Below are 19,191 nucleotides of genomic sequence, written 5' to 3' on the forward strand. Positions count from 1 at the left end.
AAACCTATGCTCTTATTTTTACGCCCCTTCAAAAACCTCACTATTACGGTTAATCATATCAATCACTTGTATAATCCCGCGTACGTCATCAATGTTATCTCTAAACAATTCCGTCACGCTTCCTAATGAGCGGAATGGGTCTTCTTGTAGCACTTTCTTTTCAAGTGTTCCATTTTTCACAACATAATCGACGATGTATTTGACAAACCGTAATTGATTGACATTCAGTTTTTCTTCGCTTAGAAATTCTGAAAATGCCTCATTTGCTGCTTGTTGATCTAATCCTACAGTTTGTCTTACAAATTTAGTAATTGGGGTGTCGCCAAATTCTTTTTTGTAATCATTTCGTGAACCAAGTTCTGTCCATAAAATATCTTCAAGTGTTTGTACGTCTTGTTGTGTTAATGGCTTGTTGTGACGTAGTTTATAAATGGCTGTTTGATCGTGATGCTCTTTTAAATATTGATTCACTTTCTTACGGTAATTTTGCAGATCATTTGATCCATAAAATGCAGCTTCCTCTTTACCGACAATTGTAAAGATATCAGTAAAATTCGTATAGTAATCTTTTTGGCTTTCTTTTTCTAAAAACTTAACAAGCTCGCGAATGGACTCCCGTACTTCTTCTAGTTCAAATATATTAGCTTCTTCCCAAAAAACATCAGATTGAACTTTGATTAATACATCTCGTTTAGCATTAATCTGTGGGATGGTGCTTAATTTAGCTAGTTCCTCTGCTGTTTTAACCACACTTTTAATCGGTTTCGTTGCATTTTTAGCTGTTAGTTTAGCCAGTTCAATCGAATACATAACGCTATCAAAACGCTTAGCCAGCTCATCATCCGCTATGGAAATAATCAACAGAGAAATGTGCTCTTTAATTTCATTTATATTCGTAACGCTTAGTGCTTGCCAATTAGAGCGATTTTTATATTTATGAACAAATTGCAAATGCATTCGCACTTGGAAATTCTCATCATTTAAACGATGGATCTCTTTATAGACATCATCAATTAATTCGGTTCGATGTTGAATGTAGGGTTCCTCTTGAAAATCAATAGCTTGAAGCTCTTTAATAATGTCTACTTTGAGATTAAAGATTCGTTCAGTTAGCCCTACCGAAACCGTTCCTTCAATTCCTTTCTGATTCTCACGGAAAAATTCGAAGTTTCTTAAATAGTCAAAGATTAAAAAATACTCTTTATCTTGACCTACTCCAAAAAGGTTTGGACATAGCCGTGTACCACGACCAATCATTTGCCAAAACTTTGATTTCGAACGAACTTTTTTAAAGAAAACTAGATTGACAACTTCAGGAATGTCTACTCCTGTATCCAGCATATCTACGGATACGGCAATCTGTGGATATTTATCTTTTGTTGAAAAATCATCAATGAGCGTTTGAACATAATCCACGCTGTAATCAATCTGCGCTGCAAATTTCCCATTATATTCGGGGTAGATATGATTAAAACGCTCCACAATCCGTTTCGCATGTTTCGCATTATTGGCAAAGATAATCGTTTTTCCTAGCTTATCTCCGCCTTCTACCTTGATCCCCTTTTCCATCAAATCATTTAATACTTGATCAATCGTATAATCATTAAACAACCATTGATTGACGGCTGAATGACTGATTTCTTCGCCCTCTCCATCATCAAATGTTTCTTCATATTGTTCTTTTTCTTCATCGGACAAATCATCATAGCGTAATCCATCGTCTAATATTTTTGAAGTGGATTCAATCGTACGGTATTCAACAAGATAGCCATCTTTTACAGCTTGTTCAAGTTCATACGCATAAGTAGGCGCACCTGTTTCTAACCCAAAGATATCATAAGTATTTTTATCCACTTCGTCTTTTGGCGTAGCGGTTAACCCCAATACAATCCCATCAAAATAATCGAAAATGGCACGATATTTTTTATAAATACTCCGGTGACTTTCATCAACAATGATTAAATCAAAATGTCCAACTGTAAATAACTTATTCCCATCTTGTCGTTTCGTATCATCAATCGCATTCATCATTGTCGGATATGTGGAAAATACCATTCGACTTAATTCTGGGCTATCCTTGTTATCTAATAAATTACATAACGTCATACTAGGTAAGAGGTTATTAAAATTCTTCTTCGCTTGTAAAACAAGAGCTGTTCGATCTGCTAAAAACAAGACATTCTTCACCCAATTATGCCTTACTAACACATCAACGAGAGATATAGCTGTTCTAGTCTTTCCACTGCCTGTTGCCATCACAAGAAGTGCTTTCCTTTGCTTCGCTTGGATCGTTTCGCAAACGGAAAGAATCGCTTCTTTTTGGTAATAACGATTAGATATTTCATCTTTGATTTCAATGTCTACTAACGGCCTTTGAATCATACGGCGATCAATCAATAGCTGAAGGTCTGCCTTTGTATAAAAACCAGCGACTTTTCGTTCTGGATAATTCATATCATCCCAAAGGCGAATATCAAAGCCATTTGTATAAAAGATGATAGGCCGCTGTCCATGCATTTTTTCAATACAATCTGCATAGAGTTTTGCTTGCTGCTTACCTTTACTCGCATCATACGTGGTTCTCTTTGCTTCAACTACTGCTATAGGCTTACCGTTATCTCCAAGTAACACATAATCAACAAAGCCAATCCCTTGATTATTTGGCATACCATACACTTGATATTCTTCAAGAACGTCTTTTCCAAACTCCCAACCTGCTAGCTTGAGCTCCAAGTCTATATAAATCTTTCTCGTATCAAACTCGGAAAGTTCGTCTACTTGGAAATCATATTGTTCCATATTCTCAATTCGCTTACTAGTCAATTCTTTCCGAAGCTGTTCATTTTCCCGCATTAAATCTTCCAGTTTGCGATCCTTAGAACTTAACTTCTCATATAACTCTTTGTATTCTTCTGGTCTTTTTCTAGGTTCTTCTCCAGTTAGCAGAACCTCTTCTTTAAATTCAGATTCTGAGTAATTTTCTGCATAACAATAGTCAATCCAATCGACGAATTGATGAAGATTATGTAATGCTAACACAGCTTCATCTCTTGTTATCGTTGAATTTGTATGTACCGCCACATTCCCTAGTTTAATGATATATTTCATTAAAGGAAAAAGATCTTCATCAATAATCGCCATAAATGTTCGTTCATGGATTAAACTCGAAAGATTATCTTGATACGGCAATTTCAGTTCGCTATCTGACGTATATAACCATTTCACAGCCAGCTCTAGCGCACGCCGAGTCAAAATCGCACAAGTTGCCGGACTTACTTGAAGGCTTTTCTCAGCCTCCAAGCAAGCATTAGAAAAATTACCAAATTGATCTTTATCCCGTAAAAACCCAAAATTCGTTAACATACGAAGCCCCCTAAATGAGTGTTCTAATTATGTTAATACTCTTAAGTTAATCGTTGAATAATTCCCCTTTGAATGCTCGTTGCATAAGGGAGTTGAAGTTGTTTTCAAGAATTAATAAACCCTTGTTCATTAAACCCTTTTGTTCTTCAATTTTCAAAATTGTTTTTGAAAATTGCTTTTGTAATTCTAATGGAGGTACAACTATACCCAACTTCATTAAATTTTTCTTTGAAATATTAGGCATGGACCCAGCACTTCCTTCAGCTAAAGATGATACTCTATATCTAAAACTATTATTATTTAGTAACCTCCAAAGATAGATTGGATGAATATATTCTTGATTAGATTTAAAAACCAGCCTAAAAATTGTATCCGGTAACATAAGATTTGTAGGTGTATTAAAAACATAAGCACAAGCACCTACTAATTCTTTGGTATTTTTCCTAGTAATGAGAATATCTCCATTTTTCACTTCATATTGTTCTTTGAATGGAGTATCAATAAAGAGCGATTTGTTTTCTTTATATCGATAAACTCCTTTTGTTACAGCACTTAATTTAAGTACCCCTTTTTCTCCTTTCATTGCAGGAAATGATTCGCTTTTTGGGCTCCATCCACTATCAATTTTCTCTAAAAATTCGCCTAATAGGTGAACATTCCATTTCATTTCGTTTTTTACTGGATCCCCAAACATCTCCAAAAATACACTTTGCGTGAGGTCGGATAATGCTGCAATTTGGGCTTTGCGTTTTTCAATAAGGGATTGAGCTTTTGATAATATTCCAACAATTTCTCTTTGTATTTTAATATCAAATAAAGGAATCTTAGCATCAGTTAAATTACTTAATTTAATATATTTAATTACTCCACCAATTGATTGTTCCCTTAATTTAATTAAGTATTTCTCCAAAAAATAATATAAATATCGCACATCTAAAATAGTTGAATCTTTAGACTCTACAATATACGTTCTTTGATATGCATCAAACTTCCCTTTATAATACTTGACATTTAAATCTCCGTTACCTGCTACTAATACGCACTCACAATCATATGAATATTGATCTATCTTTAAAGGTGTTTTGGAACAAGTGAAAAATGGATACTTTCCATTTTCACTACTTGCGTTAGCATCTAATTTGCCTGTTCTAATTTGAGTAAAATCGCCTAGTTTCACCATCTTCATTTCAAGATTTCCTCCAACTCGGAAATCCCCATCAAAATTTCATTTTCCAATTTCTTTATATTAGTGATAATAACCTCAGGCTTCTCATACTCCACTTCTTCATACTCAATCTCTTTATATTTATTAATCGACAAGTCATATCCATTTTCACGAATTTCATCTACTGGTACGAAGAAAGATTGTTCTGTGCGTTTTCTTTCTTTTTCATTAGCTAAATCATTAAATCTTGCCAAAATATCAGGGATATCGTTAGCATCCATCGGATTACGTTTGTCATCTAAAGAGTATCCGTCTGCTTTCATATCATAGAACCAAACGTTATCGGTACCGCCAGCACCTGTTTTCGTGAAGATCATAATAGCTGTTGAAACCCCTGCATATGGTTTAAATACTCCTGAAGGCATAGAAATAATCGCTTCTAATTTATGATTATCCACAATTTCTTGACGGATAGATTTATGAGCTTTTGAGCTTCCAAAAAGAACACCATCTGGAACAATCGATGCACAACGTCCACCTTTTTTAAGCATTCTTAGGAAAAGTGCTAAAAATAGAAGCTCAGTTTTCTTTGTTTTCGTTACTTTTAATAAATCATCTGAAACGGAATCATAATCCAATGATCCTTTAAATGGAGGATTGGCAAGGACTAATGTATATTGTTCGATATCTTTGTTTTGTTCGGATAAGCTATCACGGTATTCGATGTTAGGGTTATCTACTCCGTGAAGCATCATGTTCATGGCACCAATTCGCAGCATCGTTCCGTCCATTTCAAATCCATGGAACATTTTTTGATTAAAGTGTTCTTTTAAGCCTTGGATGAGGAACATATCACTTTGTTTTTCTTTTAAATATTCCCCAGCCGCAACGAGGAAACCTGCCGATCCCGCTGACGGATCTACGATAATATCCTCAGGAGTTGGTTTCATTAATCGAACAATCATATCAATAATATGGCGCGGCGTTCTAAATTGACCGTTCGTTCCTGCTGTGGATAGTTTTGATAATAAGTACTCGTAAAGGTCTCCAAGCGTGTCTTTCTTTCCATCCGAATGACTAGCTTGAATTAACCCATTTATTCCAGCAACGACTCTTGCTAGTAAAGAAGGGGTTGGTATGACAAAAATAGCGTCCCTCATAAACTTTGAGTAAATTGACTGCTTTCCACCCAAGTCTTTAATAAATGGGAAAACTTCCTCCGTTACTACTTTAAACATTTCATCTGGCCCCATGTTAGAGAAGATAGACCAGCGTAACTGTGGCTTATCTTTCGAAAAAATCCCTTCAAAATCTAAGCCTAATAATTCCGCATCCATTTCTTTTTTCTTCTCGTTATCATCCAAACCTTTTATATACAACAGGTAAGTAAACTGTTCAATGACCGTTAACGGATTGGTAATACCGCCTGTCCAGAATGTTTCCCACACCTTATCCACTTTATTTTTCAATTCACCTGTAATCATCTTGACACCTCTAAGTTCACTTCGTATTTGAGTCCATTATACTATATTTTTGAAATTAACCGTATTGAATATCATTTCCATGTTATTGTATATAGATTTACAAATAAATAATCCCTAGTAAATAACCGAATGATGGAACACACATTCAGCTATTTACTAGGGAAATTATCCACAAGCAGTATTTAACAAATTCATCACCATATTTCAGAGTTGATACAAAACCCATAAGCCTTTCGTACATTTTCAAACCTCTATTTTAATCATATGCCTTGAAAGTAAATAAGTTGAGGTGAATGCATATTTATAAGAAATATCTAGCCTGACTGATCGTGATGAGCCTTTTATTTGCAACTCTAGACTAATTGCTACTCTCTTTTTTATTTCTCCTAAACACCAACAATAAAAATATTACAAAATAACCACAATTAACCTAATTATTTTGCTACACTAAAAAGAAAGGAGTGATTTTATGAAATTGAAAAGTTTAAAAGTAAAAAATTTTAGAGGGTATAGAGATGAAACAGAGATAAACTTCGATAACCTTACAGCTTTTATTGGAAAAAATGATGCAGGAAAGTCTACTATCTTAGAAGCACTCGAAATATTTTTTAATAATAGCTTGGTTGTTTGTGAAAGAGAAGATTTAAGTACAGATTCAACTGATAACATAATGGAAATCACATGCACTTTCAATAACTTGCCTAAAAACATTACATTAGATAGTACTTCTACAACCACGTTAAAGAATGAATTTCTGCTTAATCTTGAAGGCAATTTAGAAATTAAAAAATGTTTTAAAGCTACTTCCGCTAAACCTAAACCTACTACATATATTGTTTGCAATCACCCAAACGCCAAAAATTGTCATAATTTATTAGAATTAAAGAATAAAGACTTAAAAGCACTAGCTAAATCATTAGATTTAGCTCCTAGTTCATATCAAGCAAATTCAAATCCAAGTATTCGAGCTGCCATATGGAATAGTTTAGAGAATCTTGAACTACAATTAACTAATTTGCAAGTTGATAAAGAAGACTCCAAAAAGATATACGAATCACTAGAAAAATTTCTGCCTATATATGCATTATTTCAATCAGATCGTCCAAGTAAAGATGATGATAAAGAAGTTACAGATCCAATGAAGTTAGCAGTACAACAAGCTTTAGCCGAACTAAATACTGAAATTGAAAAAATAAAAGAAGACGTTAAACTAAAAGCTGTTAGAACTGCTGAAAGAACCTTAGAAAAACTTAAAGAAATGGATAGTGAATTAGCTTCCACACTTATCCCAGAATTCAAATCTGAACCTAAATTCGATTCACTTTTTAAACTTACAATCAATTCGGATGATAATATTCCAATAAATAAACGTGGTAGTGGTGTAAGAAGACTTATATTACTTAATTTCTTTAGAGCAGAGGTTGAACGTAAATTACAAGAAGGTACATCTCAAAATGTCATTTATGCATTTGAAGAACCTGAAACATCACAACATCCTAGACATCAAGAAATGCTTATTCAAGCTTTTATGGAATTAGCATATAACACTAATTCACAAATCATTTTAACTACGCATACCCCTGCTCTTGGTAGTCTTCTACCATTGGAAAGTTTAAGATTTATAACCAAGGAAAGTGGGAAAAGAATGATTAAACAAGGAGAAGATAGTGTATTTGAAGAAATAGCTAATACATTAGGTATTTTACCTGATCCGCTCACTCAAAATACCAAAGCCTTATTACTATTAGAAGGTCAAGGAGACGTAGTCTTTATTAGACACTTATGTGAAAAACTAAAAGAAGGAGGAACGATTCCATATACTTTGCAGGACGCTGGATTTGCATTGGTTCCAACGGGTGGCTGTGATAATTTAAAGGCATGGTCGACTTTAAAGTTAGCTGAACAATTTAATATTCCTTGGTGTGTACTCTTAGATTCTGATATAGGAATGAATGAATCTAGAAAAAATCTTGAAACTAAAGAAAAATTAGAAAAACAAGGAATTAAAATTTATTTGACACGCAAACGTGAACCAGAAAACTATATACATTCAGATTGTTTTTCCGAATATGGGCTAAGTCTTACCTTTACGGATACTGAAGATGCAAAAGTAACCATAAATAAACATACTCGAATTAGCAAAACAAAAGCTTTAGAAACTTTTTGGCCATTAATGTCCCATGAAAATATCAGAGAATCTGAACGCTACACATTAGAAACTGGTGAAGAGGGCTTTGAATTTTCCGAAATGATTTTAGATTTCCTTACATTAGTAGACAACAAAGTTACTAGTCCAGCATAAGACTTTAATATTTCAAATTGTGGATAAAAACAGTGCTATTCTCACTTATTGAAATACAGAAAAAAAGCCTTGAAAAGCCAAGGCTTTTTCCATTTTCATCAACATTTTATTTCAACGTTACACTCTCAATTTTAAAACCGCAACATTTTCTACGTGTGTTAAGTTGACAGTAAATACAGGAGCGGCATTAGTTCAAAATATAGTTTTCTCACACTTTTTTCTTTAGTTGTTTTGACCAAACACCCCATTCATGACCAAGAGTGTTACTTAAAACAGTCTCTACCTTACTAAACCATTGTAAGATTTCTATTTGAGAGAATGAATTTTTATATTCATCAAGTACCTCTTTAATGAATGATATAGAGGGGTGGCCTTCCCCTAAGTATGCCAAGCATTCCAAAAATACACTTTGCCTAACAGTCATCGCTTTTTGAATAAGTTTCTCGCTAGAAAGGCTCAAATTAGCCTCTTCATCCCTTATATCCTCAAGGATGTCTCTTAAGTTTCCAGTCTGATAATAGTATTCGTAAGTAGAAGGTACTTCAGGTAGCTCTATTGGTTTATTTGGTTCAAAGTAAAAAACAGGGTAATCACTTTTTTGCTCATCTTCTACCAACTTTTTAATATCTACCTTTTCAGTAACCTCTCTAAGTTCCCTTAGGAACCTTAATGGTGCTCTGCTCCAGAGCCAATCAGCTTCAGGTATTGAGAGTTTTCTAAACTGAATATCCAAATCCCTGTCCCAACTTCTAAAGTAAGACTCATGGTAATGCGTGCTATGTTGCCATTCTCCTTCATAATTACAATAGGATATTACCACTGCCCAAGAGTCGTAGCTACTATAAGTTATATCTGTGAATAATAGGAAACCACGTGGTAGTAACCAAACCACTCTTTCTTCATCACTGTCGCTAATAATAATTTTATTTGACTTTATAGATACAGTATTTGATGTTCCTTCTGGCTGGTCCACATGTTGAATTTGCTCCTGCTTTACGTCAGAACCTCTTATCCAACCTCTGAATTTGTACTCAGTATCATCTTTCTTAACAAATTCTTGTAATGAAAAGGAAACCTCCGAAGTTATTTCACTAATGTTCTCAACAAATCTTACTATATTCGAAAGTACTAATTTTTTAAATCCTTCGTACTTTTCAATCTGTGGTTCTTTAACTTCTCGCTCATATAATTCAAGTGAAATATTTGAACTTTTTTTATTAACTAAATATTGGTCGTTTAACACTATTGCAAAAACAGGTATCCCATGTTTTAAAGCAAATTCATATTCCAATTGTGTATAACTTTTTCCGCTATCAGGTTCAATAGAACCATACTTACCGCCAAGAATTAACATAAGTAGATCGGATTCTTTAATCCATTCTTCTATAACCTGCCATTGTTTTTTATTAGCAGCAGTAAATAATTCCATACCTGCAGGGATATGTCCAGCTCTCAAAATCCCTTCAACAGCCTTTTGTCTCTCTTCCTTTAAATCTAGATATGTAGACGATACAAAAACTTGAAGTTTTTTCAAATTATATTTCCCCCCTATAATTTCAAATGTGTCATTCTAACTCTATTATTACAGAAAGGTGTTATAAATAGAATAATCTGTTAACGTAAGTTGTCCTTTTTCTGAAAAAAGTAAGTCGTTAGATATTTAAAACGTTTTGTAACCCCATCCAGTGCCGATTGATTGAGCTTTATCAGTAAAAGTCTATGTATCTGTCATTCGCTTCGCATAAAAACTTCTTAAATTACATTTCTTCAAAATTTAATTCACAAGCAGGCATACATTGTTTGTGAATTATATCCAGCTAAAAATGATTCTTTTTACCTATAAGAATATTTCATTTTAGTAATCATGATATCAATGACAAAAAATATTTAGCCAGAAAGGAGGCCCCTCAGTGGAGAATAAAACTAAAAGCATCGATCATTTATCTGAAAGATTCCTTAAACATTGTGAAAATGTCGGAATTTCTAAAACTGTAATACTTTTGTTTATCCACATGCAGGAACAGAAAGATGAACAAAATTATAAAAGAATTGAATATTTCAGGCTGTGAAACAAGAAGAATAATCAAACCACGGAAAAAGAAAGATAAGCAAGATGTTGAAAACATTCAATTATCAATGGATATGGAAGTAAGTTTGAAAACAAAGCAGTCTCGCTAAAATGTATAAATAGTTTCCCTCCAGTCAAAACTTAGACCAATTCTTTTTTTCTGGAGGGATAAACATGAGTGAGCAATGTAGAGTAGTCAAAGTAACTTACTCTGAAGAACTACAATCAGAGGCTGAATTATGGCTAAAGCGTTATGTTGAGAAAATGCTTCTAGATCATATTTCTAAAAATGACTTAAAGCTTAGAGCATTATTGATTAGCGAAAAAATACTAAATGAGAGGACTTTAAAATGAAAAAAGAAAGATTAATTGTAATCTATAGTCGCGTGAGTTCTTCTGCACAAAGTCTAGAATTACAAGAATCGGCAGCTAAAAGATATTTAGAATCTAGAAAGTTAAGCGAAAATGACCAATCTCTAATTTATTTAAATGATCATGATGTATCGGCTACGAAACTCCCAATGACAAAAAGATCTCGACTAATGGAGTTAATCAATTTAATCAAAGCTGACAAAGTCAAAAAAGTTATTGTTTATAAACGTGATCGTCTTGCTAGAAATTTTTATGAATTTGTAGATATCACCAAGATATTTATTAAACACAAGATTGAAGTAGTATATACCGCTAGCAACGAGCCAAACTTTAGTAGAAAGTTAGCTCTAGAGGCTTTTTATGGAATGTTCAGTCAAGTTGAAGGGGAAAACATTAGGACTCGCACAGCTGATGCTAGGAAACAATTTCCCTCTAGAATTTATGGATATAACCGAATCAAAGATCAAAATCAAGTCAAATTTGTTGTTGATCAAAAGAAAAAGGATCACATTGAAAAATTATTTACTGATTTTAGCAAAGCTGAAAACGAAGAAGAGTTTTTTGAATTACTGATACAAAATAAAAAGATCATAAAGAGTCCAGAAAAAATTCTTAAACTATTATCAAATTGTTTTTACTCGGGACATTTTGAAATGAAAAATGATTACCAAGCACTGCCACATGTTGAACCAGTCATTGATTTAAAGTTATTTCTTGCCGTCAAAAACAGATTAGATACTTTTATTAATAACTACCACAATAAAGTTCATGAACTAGATAAGAAGTGTTTTGTTACCCCTCTGTGTAGTTATTGCGGACAAAAAATGAAACGCAAGCAACAAGACTTTTTAGACATAGGCTACTTCGTTTGCAATTCAGACCATAAAAGACTCTTTATTAATATCGAAGAATTAAATGAGTTGGTTAACCAAACCATAATGGAAAATGTAAGGTCGGTTATTCCTAATATTACAAAGAGATTGATTTCCGAAGGCATAAGGAAGGAAAATAAAAGAATTGTTCAAACTCAAAAAGAGATCTCGGAAAAATATTTAGATAAATCCTTGATGCTCTGCACAATGAATTGGAAAGACAAACCCTTCCTCCAAACTAATATAAATGAAATATTGGTTTTAAAGAAAAAATATCAGCAACTAAGTACGGATCTATCAAATTTAGCAACCTTAGAATACGAGGTCAAAGACCTTTATCGTATTACATCTCAATTAGATATTACCTTCTCTGAACAAGATTTTGTTAGATTGACTGAATTACTAGTAGATAAAATAACCGTGCACGACACACACGTTAGCATTGAACTTTTTCTTTCAAAGTTCATGAAAGGAATGGAAGTTATATGAACAAAAGTAAAGGTATTGGTTACCTACGCTACTCGGATAAAAGACAAGATGGTAACCACTCTTTAGAGATACAAAAGAACCAAATCCAACTGTTAGCAGAAAAAGAAAACATAGAAATCATTAAATGGCGCGAAGACAAAGCCACGAGTGCTTTTCATGGTAATGCCGGCAAACGGAAAGGTTTACAAAAAGTTTTTGAAGATATCGAAGCGGGGGCTGAAGCCATTTGTTTCTACGAGGAATCGAGAATAACAAGAAGCATCACTGATTTTTATAACGATGTTTATCTTCCTATCAAAGCAAAGTATCCAAACACCCAATTTTTTAATACACAATACAAAGGTGAATGGAACCCTAACAACCCTATTACCCAAGCAAAGCTTGTATTTGCTGCTGAGGAGTCTGAAATAAAGTCTACACGCGCCAAAGATGCACAAAAAATCTTACTAAATAGCAACCATCCAAAACGTCCTGGATCCCGTACACCTGCAGGTTACGACATGGAAGATGGTATTTTGCATCCAAATGAAGACGCTATAATTATAGAGCTAATTTTCTACTTGGCAAGCTGGGGACATTCACATAGAATAATTGCGAATTATTTAAACAAATGTGAAATTAAAACTGAGAAAATTAAGTATTGGAATAGTAGCACGATTAGTTATATTCTTAACAACAAAGCTTACTCTGGCCATTTAGCTTGGAATGTTAGAACAAGCTATGAAATCAGTAAACCTAAATTAGATGAAAACATTGAATTATTTAAACATATTCACGAATCAATTGTTAATCCAGCACTTATTTATCTAGTTCATCAAGTTAATGATTTAAAAAATAAGTTTGGAAAAATGGACACACCTTATTTTCTTAGAGGAATAATCACATGTAAAAAGTGTCAATTTCAGTTAGTAGCTAAAGACAACTCTCCAAAGATGAAGAAAGGAAAATACTTGATTTACAGATGTAATAAATGTAAGAAGTCAATCTCAACCTTACCTGTTCATCATTCAGTTTTAAACGATCTACAAAAAAAATGGAACACCCAACTTCTAAATTTTGTTGAAACGGCTAAAGTTCAACTAAAAAAGTGGATAATAACATTAAATAAAGCAAAAAAGAAATTAAGTAGCCAGCTAGAAAAAACTATCTACAATGAAAAATTCCTTACTACTGAAATAGCTCAAATTGATCATTTAGCTGATATCTTTAACGATACAAAGCATTATTTACAAACAGAATTTTCTTACTTAGCTAATACAATCGATAAAATTGAGAAGTTACTCGGGGACGATTATCTCTTTCTGCTATTTAAAGACTTACAATACAAAAGCTTTCAATCGTTCTCAAATACGGAATTAAGAACATTTATACTTATGTTTTTTGATGAAATAACTGTTGATTTTGAGAAAAATGACAATCTCGAAATCAGCTATAGGCTCTCTCCATTTATTTCGCTAGAGAATACAACTGGTTATATAATCGAAAAATTTTTAAATCATGACGATGCGACTGGTTAGAAAACCGACATTAGCTTTCCTAAAACTAATGTGAAGTGAGCAGTCCTCTCAAAATCCCTTGTTTTAAAGGGATTTTGAAGGTTTTTCTTCGGTTATCTGACCATCGAAGGATACCTCGATGATCGTAAAACCGAATGCCTTATCTACCTTTATGGTCAAAAAACCGAAAATCTATACCTAATATATTGCTGATTTTTTATAAAAGCTTTGACATACAAAATTACCAAATAAATCGTAACCACATAAGCGAATCCCGCAGGTTACTTAGTCATTTTTCGTTGAAATGGCTTTGTACACTTGTGGGGTTTTTTATATTCAAAAACAAACTGAAAGGATAACTTATAATGAACCGCTCAACTTTAAATAAACCAAAAAAAGTAGAACGAATTTTCGCTGAGCCTAAACTGGCTTTTCATGAAGTATTCGATTCTCTTATCAATCATAAAATCGAGGAACTTGTCAATAATGCTAACAAGGTGAACACTGCTACATCTCAAATTAACAAAAAGGAGTCCGATGTTTCATGAGATGTGCAGTCTATATTCGAGTTTCAACAGATAAAGAAGAACAAAAGGCTTCATTAAAGTACCAGCAAGATTTGTTTTACAGATATATCGAGGAAAATGGCTGGGACATCTATGAGTTTTATGTAGATGTCCAAACGGGCACAACAGCTAAAAGGAAGAACTTGCAAAAAATGATCGAAGACGCACAAAATAAGAAATTTGATATCATGTTAGCTAAAGAACTCTCTCGTTTAGCTAGAAATGGTGAGTTGTCTTATAAAATCAAAAACTTGTGTGAAAATCAAGGGATCCATATTATCACTTTAGATAACGCCATTAACACGTTAACAGGCAATACGAATATGTTTGGACTTTACGCCTGGATGTATGAACAGGAATCACAAAATACAAGCAATCGTGTAAAAGAGACGTTAAAAACTCGCGCTAAGAAAGGACTATTTAAAGGTTCTAATCCTCCATATGGCTATACAGCGAAGGATGGGAAGCTTTTTGTTAGAGACGATAATACCCCTGAGATTGTCAAAAGAATTTACAATGAATACTTGTCTGGCAGTGGTCGAGGTAGTATTGCTAAACGTTTGTACAATGAAGGAGTACCCACTCCCGCTGAAATTGCTGGGAAAAGAAATGCAGGAGACAAATGGAGCGATAATACTATCAAGTTAATCCTTACTAACCCTCATTATGTAGGTAATTTAGTGCAAGGTCGAACGACAACTGTCAGTGTGACAAGCAAGAAACGTAAACAACTCCCAAAGGAAGAGCAATTTATTATAAAGAATACCCATGAAGCGATTATCTCTAAAGATATGTTTGATGCTGTTCAAAATCAAATGAAAGTCAGAACAAAATTCATTACAGCACCTAAGTTACACTTGTTTACCAATGTTCTTTACTGTGCGGATTGCGGTACAGGTATGTGGTATCGAAGCAATAGGAAGGGGTATATATGTGGAAATTACGCTCGACATGGTAAAAAAGCTTGTAGCAACCATGTCATAAAAGAAGAACTTCTTAAGGAAACCATTTTATCCGATATCAAAACGTTAGTGCAGCAAATTGATAAAGAACAATATATGAAACAGCTTGAGGTCCGATCGAACAAGTCAAAGGAAAGCCTGAACAAACAAATGGATAAAATAAAAAAACAGATCGATGTACTGAAAACACGCAAAAGAAAGTACATCAATCTGTTAGCTGATGGAGAAATCACCCATGAAGATTATCGAGAGAGTGCTAAAAGTAACAACATTGAATTAACTGAACTTGTTGAGAAAAAGAATGAACTCTTGTCCTTACTAGCAAATGAGCAAGTGATTGACAATATTGAACAGCTAAAACAAGAGCTTCTTCAATTTCTGAACTTTGATGAGTTAACAGCTGAAATCTTACATCGCTTAATTAATCGAATTGAAGTGAAGGAGGATGGTACACCTCGAATTCACTATCGATTCTCCGCACCAACATTTGAATAGAAGCAGAAACCCTTAGCGGTTGCCTGCTTCTTCTTTTAAAACCATCTGCGAGACGCACTCAACGTGCGTCGTCATCGGAAACATATCCACCGGCTGCACTTCCACCGTCTTATACCCACCATCTTCTAACACTCTTAAATCCCGCGCCAATGTCGCTGGGTTACATGAAACATAAACGACTTTCTTCGGCTTCATATCGATGATGGTTTGTAATAAGGCTTCATCGCAGCCTTTTCTCGGCGGGTCGACGACGAGGACGTCGGCGGTGATGCCTTGTTTGTACCAGTTTGGGATGACGGTTTCGGCTTCTCCGACGGCGAATTCGACGTTGGTGATACCGTTTAGTGCGGCGTTGCGGTTGGCGTCTTCGATGGCTTCAGGAACAATTTCTACGCCGTATACTTTCTTCGCTTTTTGCGCCAAAAATAAGGAGATCGTGCCAATGCCGCAGTAGGCGTCGATGACTTGTTCTTCTCCTGTTAAGTTGGCGTATTCTAGCGCTTTGTCGTAAAGTACTTTCGTTTGTTCTGGGTTGACTTGGTAAAAAGATCGTGCGGAGATGGCGAATTTAATGTCGCCGATGTAGTCGTAAATGACTTCGTTGCCCCAGAGCACTTTTGTTGTGTCGCCAAGGATGACGTTTGTTTTTTTCGAGTTAATGCTTTGGATGATCGAGGTGACACCGTCGATTTGTTCGGTGATTTCTTCGATGATCGCACTTTTATTTGGGAAGTCTTCTGTGCGTGTAACTAACACGACCATCACTTCTCCGGTGATTTTGCCGTAGCGGGCCATGATGTGACGAAGGGTGCCTTTATGCTTTGTTTCGTCGTAGGCTTTGATGCCGTGGCGGTCACAAATGGTTTTTACTTTTTGAATGACTTCATCGCTTTTTTCGTGCTGGATGAGGCATTGTTCCATGTTGATGATGGAATGGCTTCGTTTTTGGTAAAACCCTGCGACTAAGCCGCCGTTTTCTTCACCGACTGGCACTTGGGCTTTATTGCGGTAGCGCCACGGATCGTTTGCGCCAATTACGGGGTGAATCGTTACGTCTTCTAGTTTGCCAATTCGCTCCATCACATCGCGGACTTGTTTTTCTTTTGCTTTCAGTTGACCTTCATAGGATAAGTGCTGAAGCTGACAGCCGCCGCATTGTGAGTAGATCGGACAATTCGGTTCTTGTCTGAATGGGCTTGTTTCTTTTAATTCGATTAAGCGACCAAAGCCGTAGCCTTTATTGAGTTTCGTTGCTTGAATGCTTCCTTTTTCGCCTGGCAGTGCACCTGCCACAAATAGTGGATAACCTTCAATTTTCGCAACGGCTTGACCGTCATGAGTTAAATCTTCAAATACGACATCAATGATTTCGTTTTTTTGCACAGGGGCTTGAATTTTTGCCACGATTCTAACCTGCCTTTAATTTATTTAATACATCTCTTCATTATATCACGACTTTTCTATCGACAAAATGAGTGATCTTTTGACAGAAATAAAGTGAAACTTCAATCAGTGGGGGTTTTCTTCATCCCCCACTGATTGTTAGTTGAACGGATGGGGCGTTTACGGGCTGTTGATCCCCCGCCTACACGTCTGCGCTTCTTCCGCCATGTTGAGGTGGGGGTCTTACAGCCCGTTAATGCGGGATAAATACACAAAATATTTACAGAAACGTAACAAAACTTTAAGACTATTCCCTTCTTCTTAAACCAAATGATGGTAAGATAAGGGTGTAGGATAAATTACATAGCTGGAGGGTTTTTTTATGAAAAGTGCACGTTGGTATAAAGCAAAGGATATTCGTGTTGAGAACGTGGAAGAACCTCAAATTGCAACAGGTAAAGTGAAAATTAAAGTAGAGTGGGCAGGTATTTGCGGAAGTGATCTGCACGAATATGCAGCGGGTCCGATTTTCATTCCAGTAGATGCTCCTCATCCGATTAGTAAAGATATCGCACCTATTATTATGGGTCATGAATTTTCTGGTACGGTCGTTGAAATTGGCGAAGGGGTAACAAAAGTCCAAGTAGGCGACCCAGTCGTTGTAGAACCAATTCTTGCTTGCGGTGAGTGTGATGCTTGTAAAAAAGGGAAATACAATCTTTGTGATGGATTAGGCTTCCACGGTTTATCAGGCGGAGGCGGCGGTTTCGCTGAATATACGATGGTGGATGAGCATATGGTACATAAAATGCCAGAAGGTCTGTCTTTTGAGCAAGGTGCGCTTGTTGAGCCAGCAGCGGTTGCGCTTCATTCTGTTCGCTTAAGCAAGTTAAAAGCAGGAGATAAAGCAGCAGTATTTGGTACAGGTCCGATTGGCCTTTTAGTCATTGAAGCGTTAAAAGCAGCCGGAGCTTCTGAAATTTATGCGGTAGAACTTTCACCAGAACGGATCGCTAAAGCAGAAGAGCTTGGAGCTATCGTTGTGAATCCTGCAGAAGTAGATGCAGTGGCGAAATTGAAAGAGCTATCTAACGGTGGAGTTGATGTGGCATTTGAAGTCACTGGTGTACCAGTTGTTCTTCAACAAGCAATTGATTGCACAAACTTCGAAGGTGAAACAATCATCGTCAGCATTTGGGAAACTGGCGCAGAGATCTTACCTAATAATATTGTCCTAAAAGAAAAAACAGTGAAAGGGATCATCGCTTACCGTGACATCTTCCCTGCTGTGATGGAGCTTATGAAACAAGGCTACTTCCAAGCAGAAACACTGGTCACAAAGCGCATTCAACTAGATGATATCGTGACAGAAGGCTTTGATGCCCTTCTTCAAGAAAAAAATCAAGTGAAAATTTTGGTAAAACCAGAATAATAGTAAACAAGCGGCAGGAGTAGCTCCTACCGCTTTTCTTTAAACCTTTTCCACATGGATCAATGCCGGACGATGATCGGCACTGCCTGCTGTATAAGTCAATAATACTTGCTGGTTTTCCTCAGATTGATAGCTATAAGACGATCCGTAAGAAACTTCGAATGCTTGATGCATGCCATCGATCAACACTTCGATGGACGTATTATCAATCGCCCCAACAATCATCCCTTGACTGCTCTTCACATGATCAGCAGGGATCTGCAAGTTCTCGCCAATGACAGCGATTGGATACTTCAGATCATTTAACTTCATTAACTCGCTTACTTCTGTATTAAATCGCTCCGCAAGAGCATACAGTGTATCTCCTGCTTTTATTTGATAGACAACTGTTGATGGTTGAGCTGAAGTCGCTTTTTCTGCTGAAATATTATATTTTTTTGCTAAAACGGATAAAGAATCATCATTTGTGCCGATAATAATAGTAGAGGAAGCCATTTTTGGCTTTTTGCTTATCTTTTGGCCGGGTATTTTGCCTGGCTCTTTTTTATTTTTATTTGTATGAATAATGAGCTTTTGACCGATTGCTAGCGCATCGGATGTTAGTTTGTTATCTTTTTTGATTTGTTCAATCGTTGTACCGTATTGGTTGGCGATTTTCCACAGACTATCCCCAGATTGGACGATATGCGTCACTTTCGAACTCGAACTCACTGGCGGCTTTGGTTTTTCCACTGGTTTCGGA

14 protein-coding genes are annotated in these 19,191 nt (G+C 35.5%); 8 read left to right on the forward strand and 6 right to left on the reverse strand.

The features are described from left to right. Nucleotides 1–18: 18 nt before the first annotated feature. From IRB43_RS11695 to IRB43_RS11705, 3 genes are read right to left on the reverse strand one after another with little or no spacing between them, the layout of a single operon-like run. Nucleotides 19–3,363, reverse strand: a complete 3,345-nt coding sequence (locus IRB43_RS11695; protein WP_203363660.1) for a DEAD/DEAH box helicase family protein — start codon at nt 3,361–3,363, stop codon at nt 19–21. A gap of 46 nt (nt 3,364–3,409) precedes the next feature. Beyond that, complete coding sequence (locus IRB43_RS11700; RefSeq protein ID WP_203363661.1) at nt 3,410–4,549, reverse strand: restriction endonuclease subunit S; 1,140 nt, start codon at nt 4,547–4,549, stop codon at nt 3,410–3,412. Then, nucleotides 4,546–6,012 (reverse strand): type I restriction-modification system subunit M, encoded by a 1,467-nt coding sequence (locus IRB43_RS11705; RefSeq protein ID WP_203363662.1) that lies wholly within the window; start codon nt 6,010–6,012, stop codon nt 4,546–4,548. Before IRB43_RS11705 ends, IRB43_RS11700 begins: the two co-directional genes overlap by 4 nt. 469 nt (nt 6,013–6,481) lie before the next feature. Here IRB43_RS11705 and IRB43_RS11710 point away from each other — a divergent pair, with 469 nt between their 5' ends. Beyond that, complete coding sequence (locus tag IRB43_RS11710; RefSeq protein ID WP_203363663.1) at nt 6,482–8,314, forward strand: AAA family ATPase; 1,833 nt, start codon at nt 6,482–6,484, stop codon at nt 8,312–8,314. A gap of 208 nt (nt 8,315–8,522) precedes the next feature. Here IRB43_RS11710 and IRB43_RS17870 read toward each other — a convergent pair whose 3' ends face one another. After that, nucleotides 8,523–9,848, reverse strand: a complete 1,326-nt coding sequence (locus IRB43_RS17870) for a DUF4062 domain-containing protein (RefSeq protein WP_238941970.1) — start codon at nt 9,846–9,848, stop codon at nt 8,523–8,525. Between the two features lie 494 nt (nt 9,849–10,342). Here IRB43_RS17870 and IRB43_RS11725 point away from each other — a divergent pair, with 494 nt between their 5' ends. From IRB43_RS11725 to IRB43_RS11750, 6 genes are all read left to right on the forward strand, one after another. After that, a complete protein-coding gene (locus tag IRB43_RS11725) occupies nt 10,343–10,492 on the forward strand; it encodes a hypothetical protein (protein ID WP_203363664.1) in 150 nt (49 codons plus the stop codon). A 64-nt stretch (nt 10,493–10,556) separates the two neighbouring features. Continuing rightward, entirely contained in the window at nt 10,557–10,736 is a 180-nt protein-coding gene (locus tag IRB43_RS11730) for a hypothetical protein (protein WP_203363665.1), read from the forward strand. Further along, complete coding sequence (locus IRB43_RS11735; protein WP_203363666.1) at nt 10,733–12,115, forward strand: recombinase family protein; 1,383 nt, start codon at nt 10,733–10,735, stop codon at nt 12,113–12,115. The genes IRB43_RS11730 and IRB43_RS11735 overlap by 4 nt, the downstream gene beginning before the upstream one ends. After that, on the forward strand, nt 12,112–13,632 hold the full coding sequence (locus IRB43_RS11740) for a recombinase family protein (protein WP_203363667.1): 1,521 nt from the start codon (nt 12,112–12,114) through the stop codon (nt 13,630–13,632). The genes IRB43_RS11735 and IRB43_RS11740 overlap by 4 nt, the downstream gene beginning before the upstream one ends. A gap of 344 nt (nt 13,633–13,976) precedes the next feature. Then, nucleotides 13,977–14,159, forward strand: a complete 183-nt coding sequence (locus IRB43_RS11745) for a hypothetical protein (protein ID WP_203363668.1) — start codon at nt 13,977–13,979, stop codon at nt 14,157–14,159. Next, the gene (locus tag IRB43_RS11750; protein WP_203363669.1) at nt 14,156–15,634 is read left to right on the forward strand and encodes a recombinase family protein; all 1,479 of its coding nucleotides are present in this window, start codon (nt 14,156–14,158) and stop codon (nt 15,632–15,634) included. The genes IRB43_RS11745 and IRB43_RS11750 overlap by 4 nt, the downstream gene beginning before the upstream one ends. A 12-nt stretch (nt 15,635–15,646) precedes the next feature. On the opposite strand, the gene rlmD is transcribed toward IRB43_RS11750, so the two are convergent. Next, the gene (gene rlmD, locus IRB43_RS11755; protein WP_203363670.1) at nt 15,647–17,038 is read right to left on the reverse strand and encodes a 23S rRNA (uracil(1939)-C(5))-methyltransferase RlmD; all 1,392 of its coding nucleotides are present in this window, start codon (nt 17,036–17,038) and stop codon (nt 15,647–15,649) included. 361 nt (nt 17,039–17,399) lie between these two features. On the opposite strand from rlmD, the gene IRB43_RS11760 reads away from it, so the two are divergent. Then, nucleotides 17,400–18,449: a 2,3-butanediol dehydrogenase gene (locus IRB43_RS11760; protein WP_203363671.1), complete on the forward strand. Its 1,050-nt coding sequence runs from the start codon at nt 17,400–17,402 to the stop codon at nt 18,447–18,449. A 39-nt stretch (nt 18,450–18,488) separates the two neighbouring features. On the opposite strand, the gene IRB43_RS11765 is transcribed toward IRB43_RS11760, so the two are convergent. Then, nucleotides 18,489–19,191 (reverse strand): muramidase family protein (locus tag IRB43_RS11765; RefSeq protein WP_203363672.1); only part of this gene is annotated, 703 nt, incomplete at its 5' end.

The sequence above is a fragment of the Bacillus sp. REN10 genome (assembly GCF_016820555.1).
GTDB lineage: Bacteria > Bacillota > Bacilli > Bacillales > Domibacillaceae > Bacillus_CE.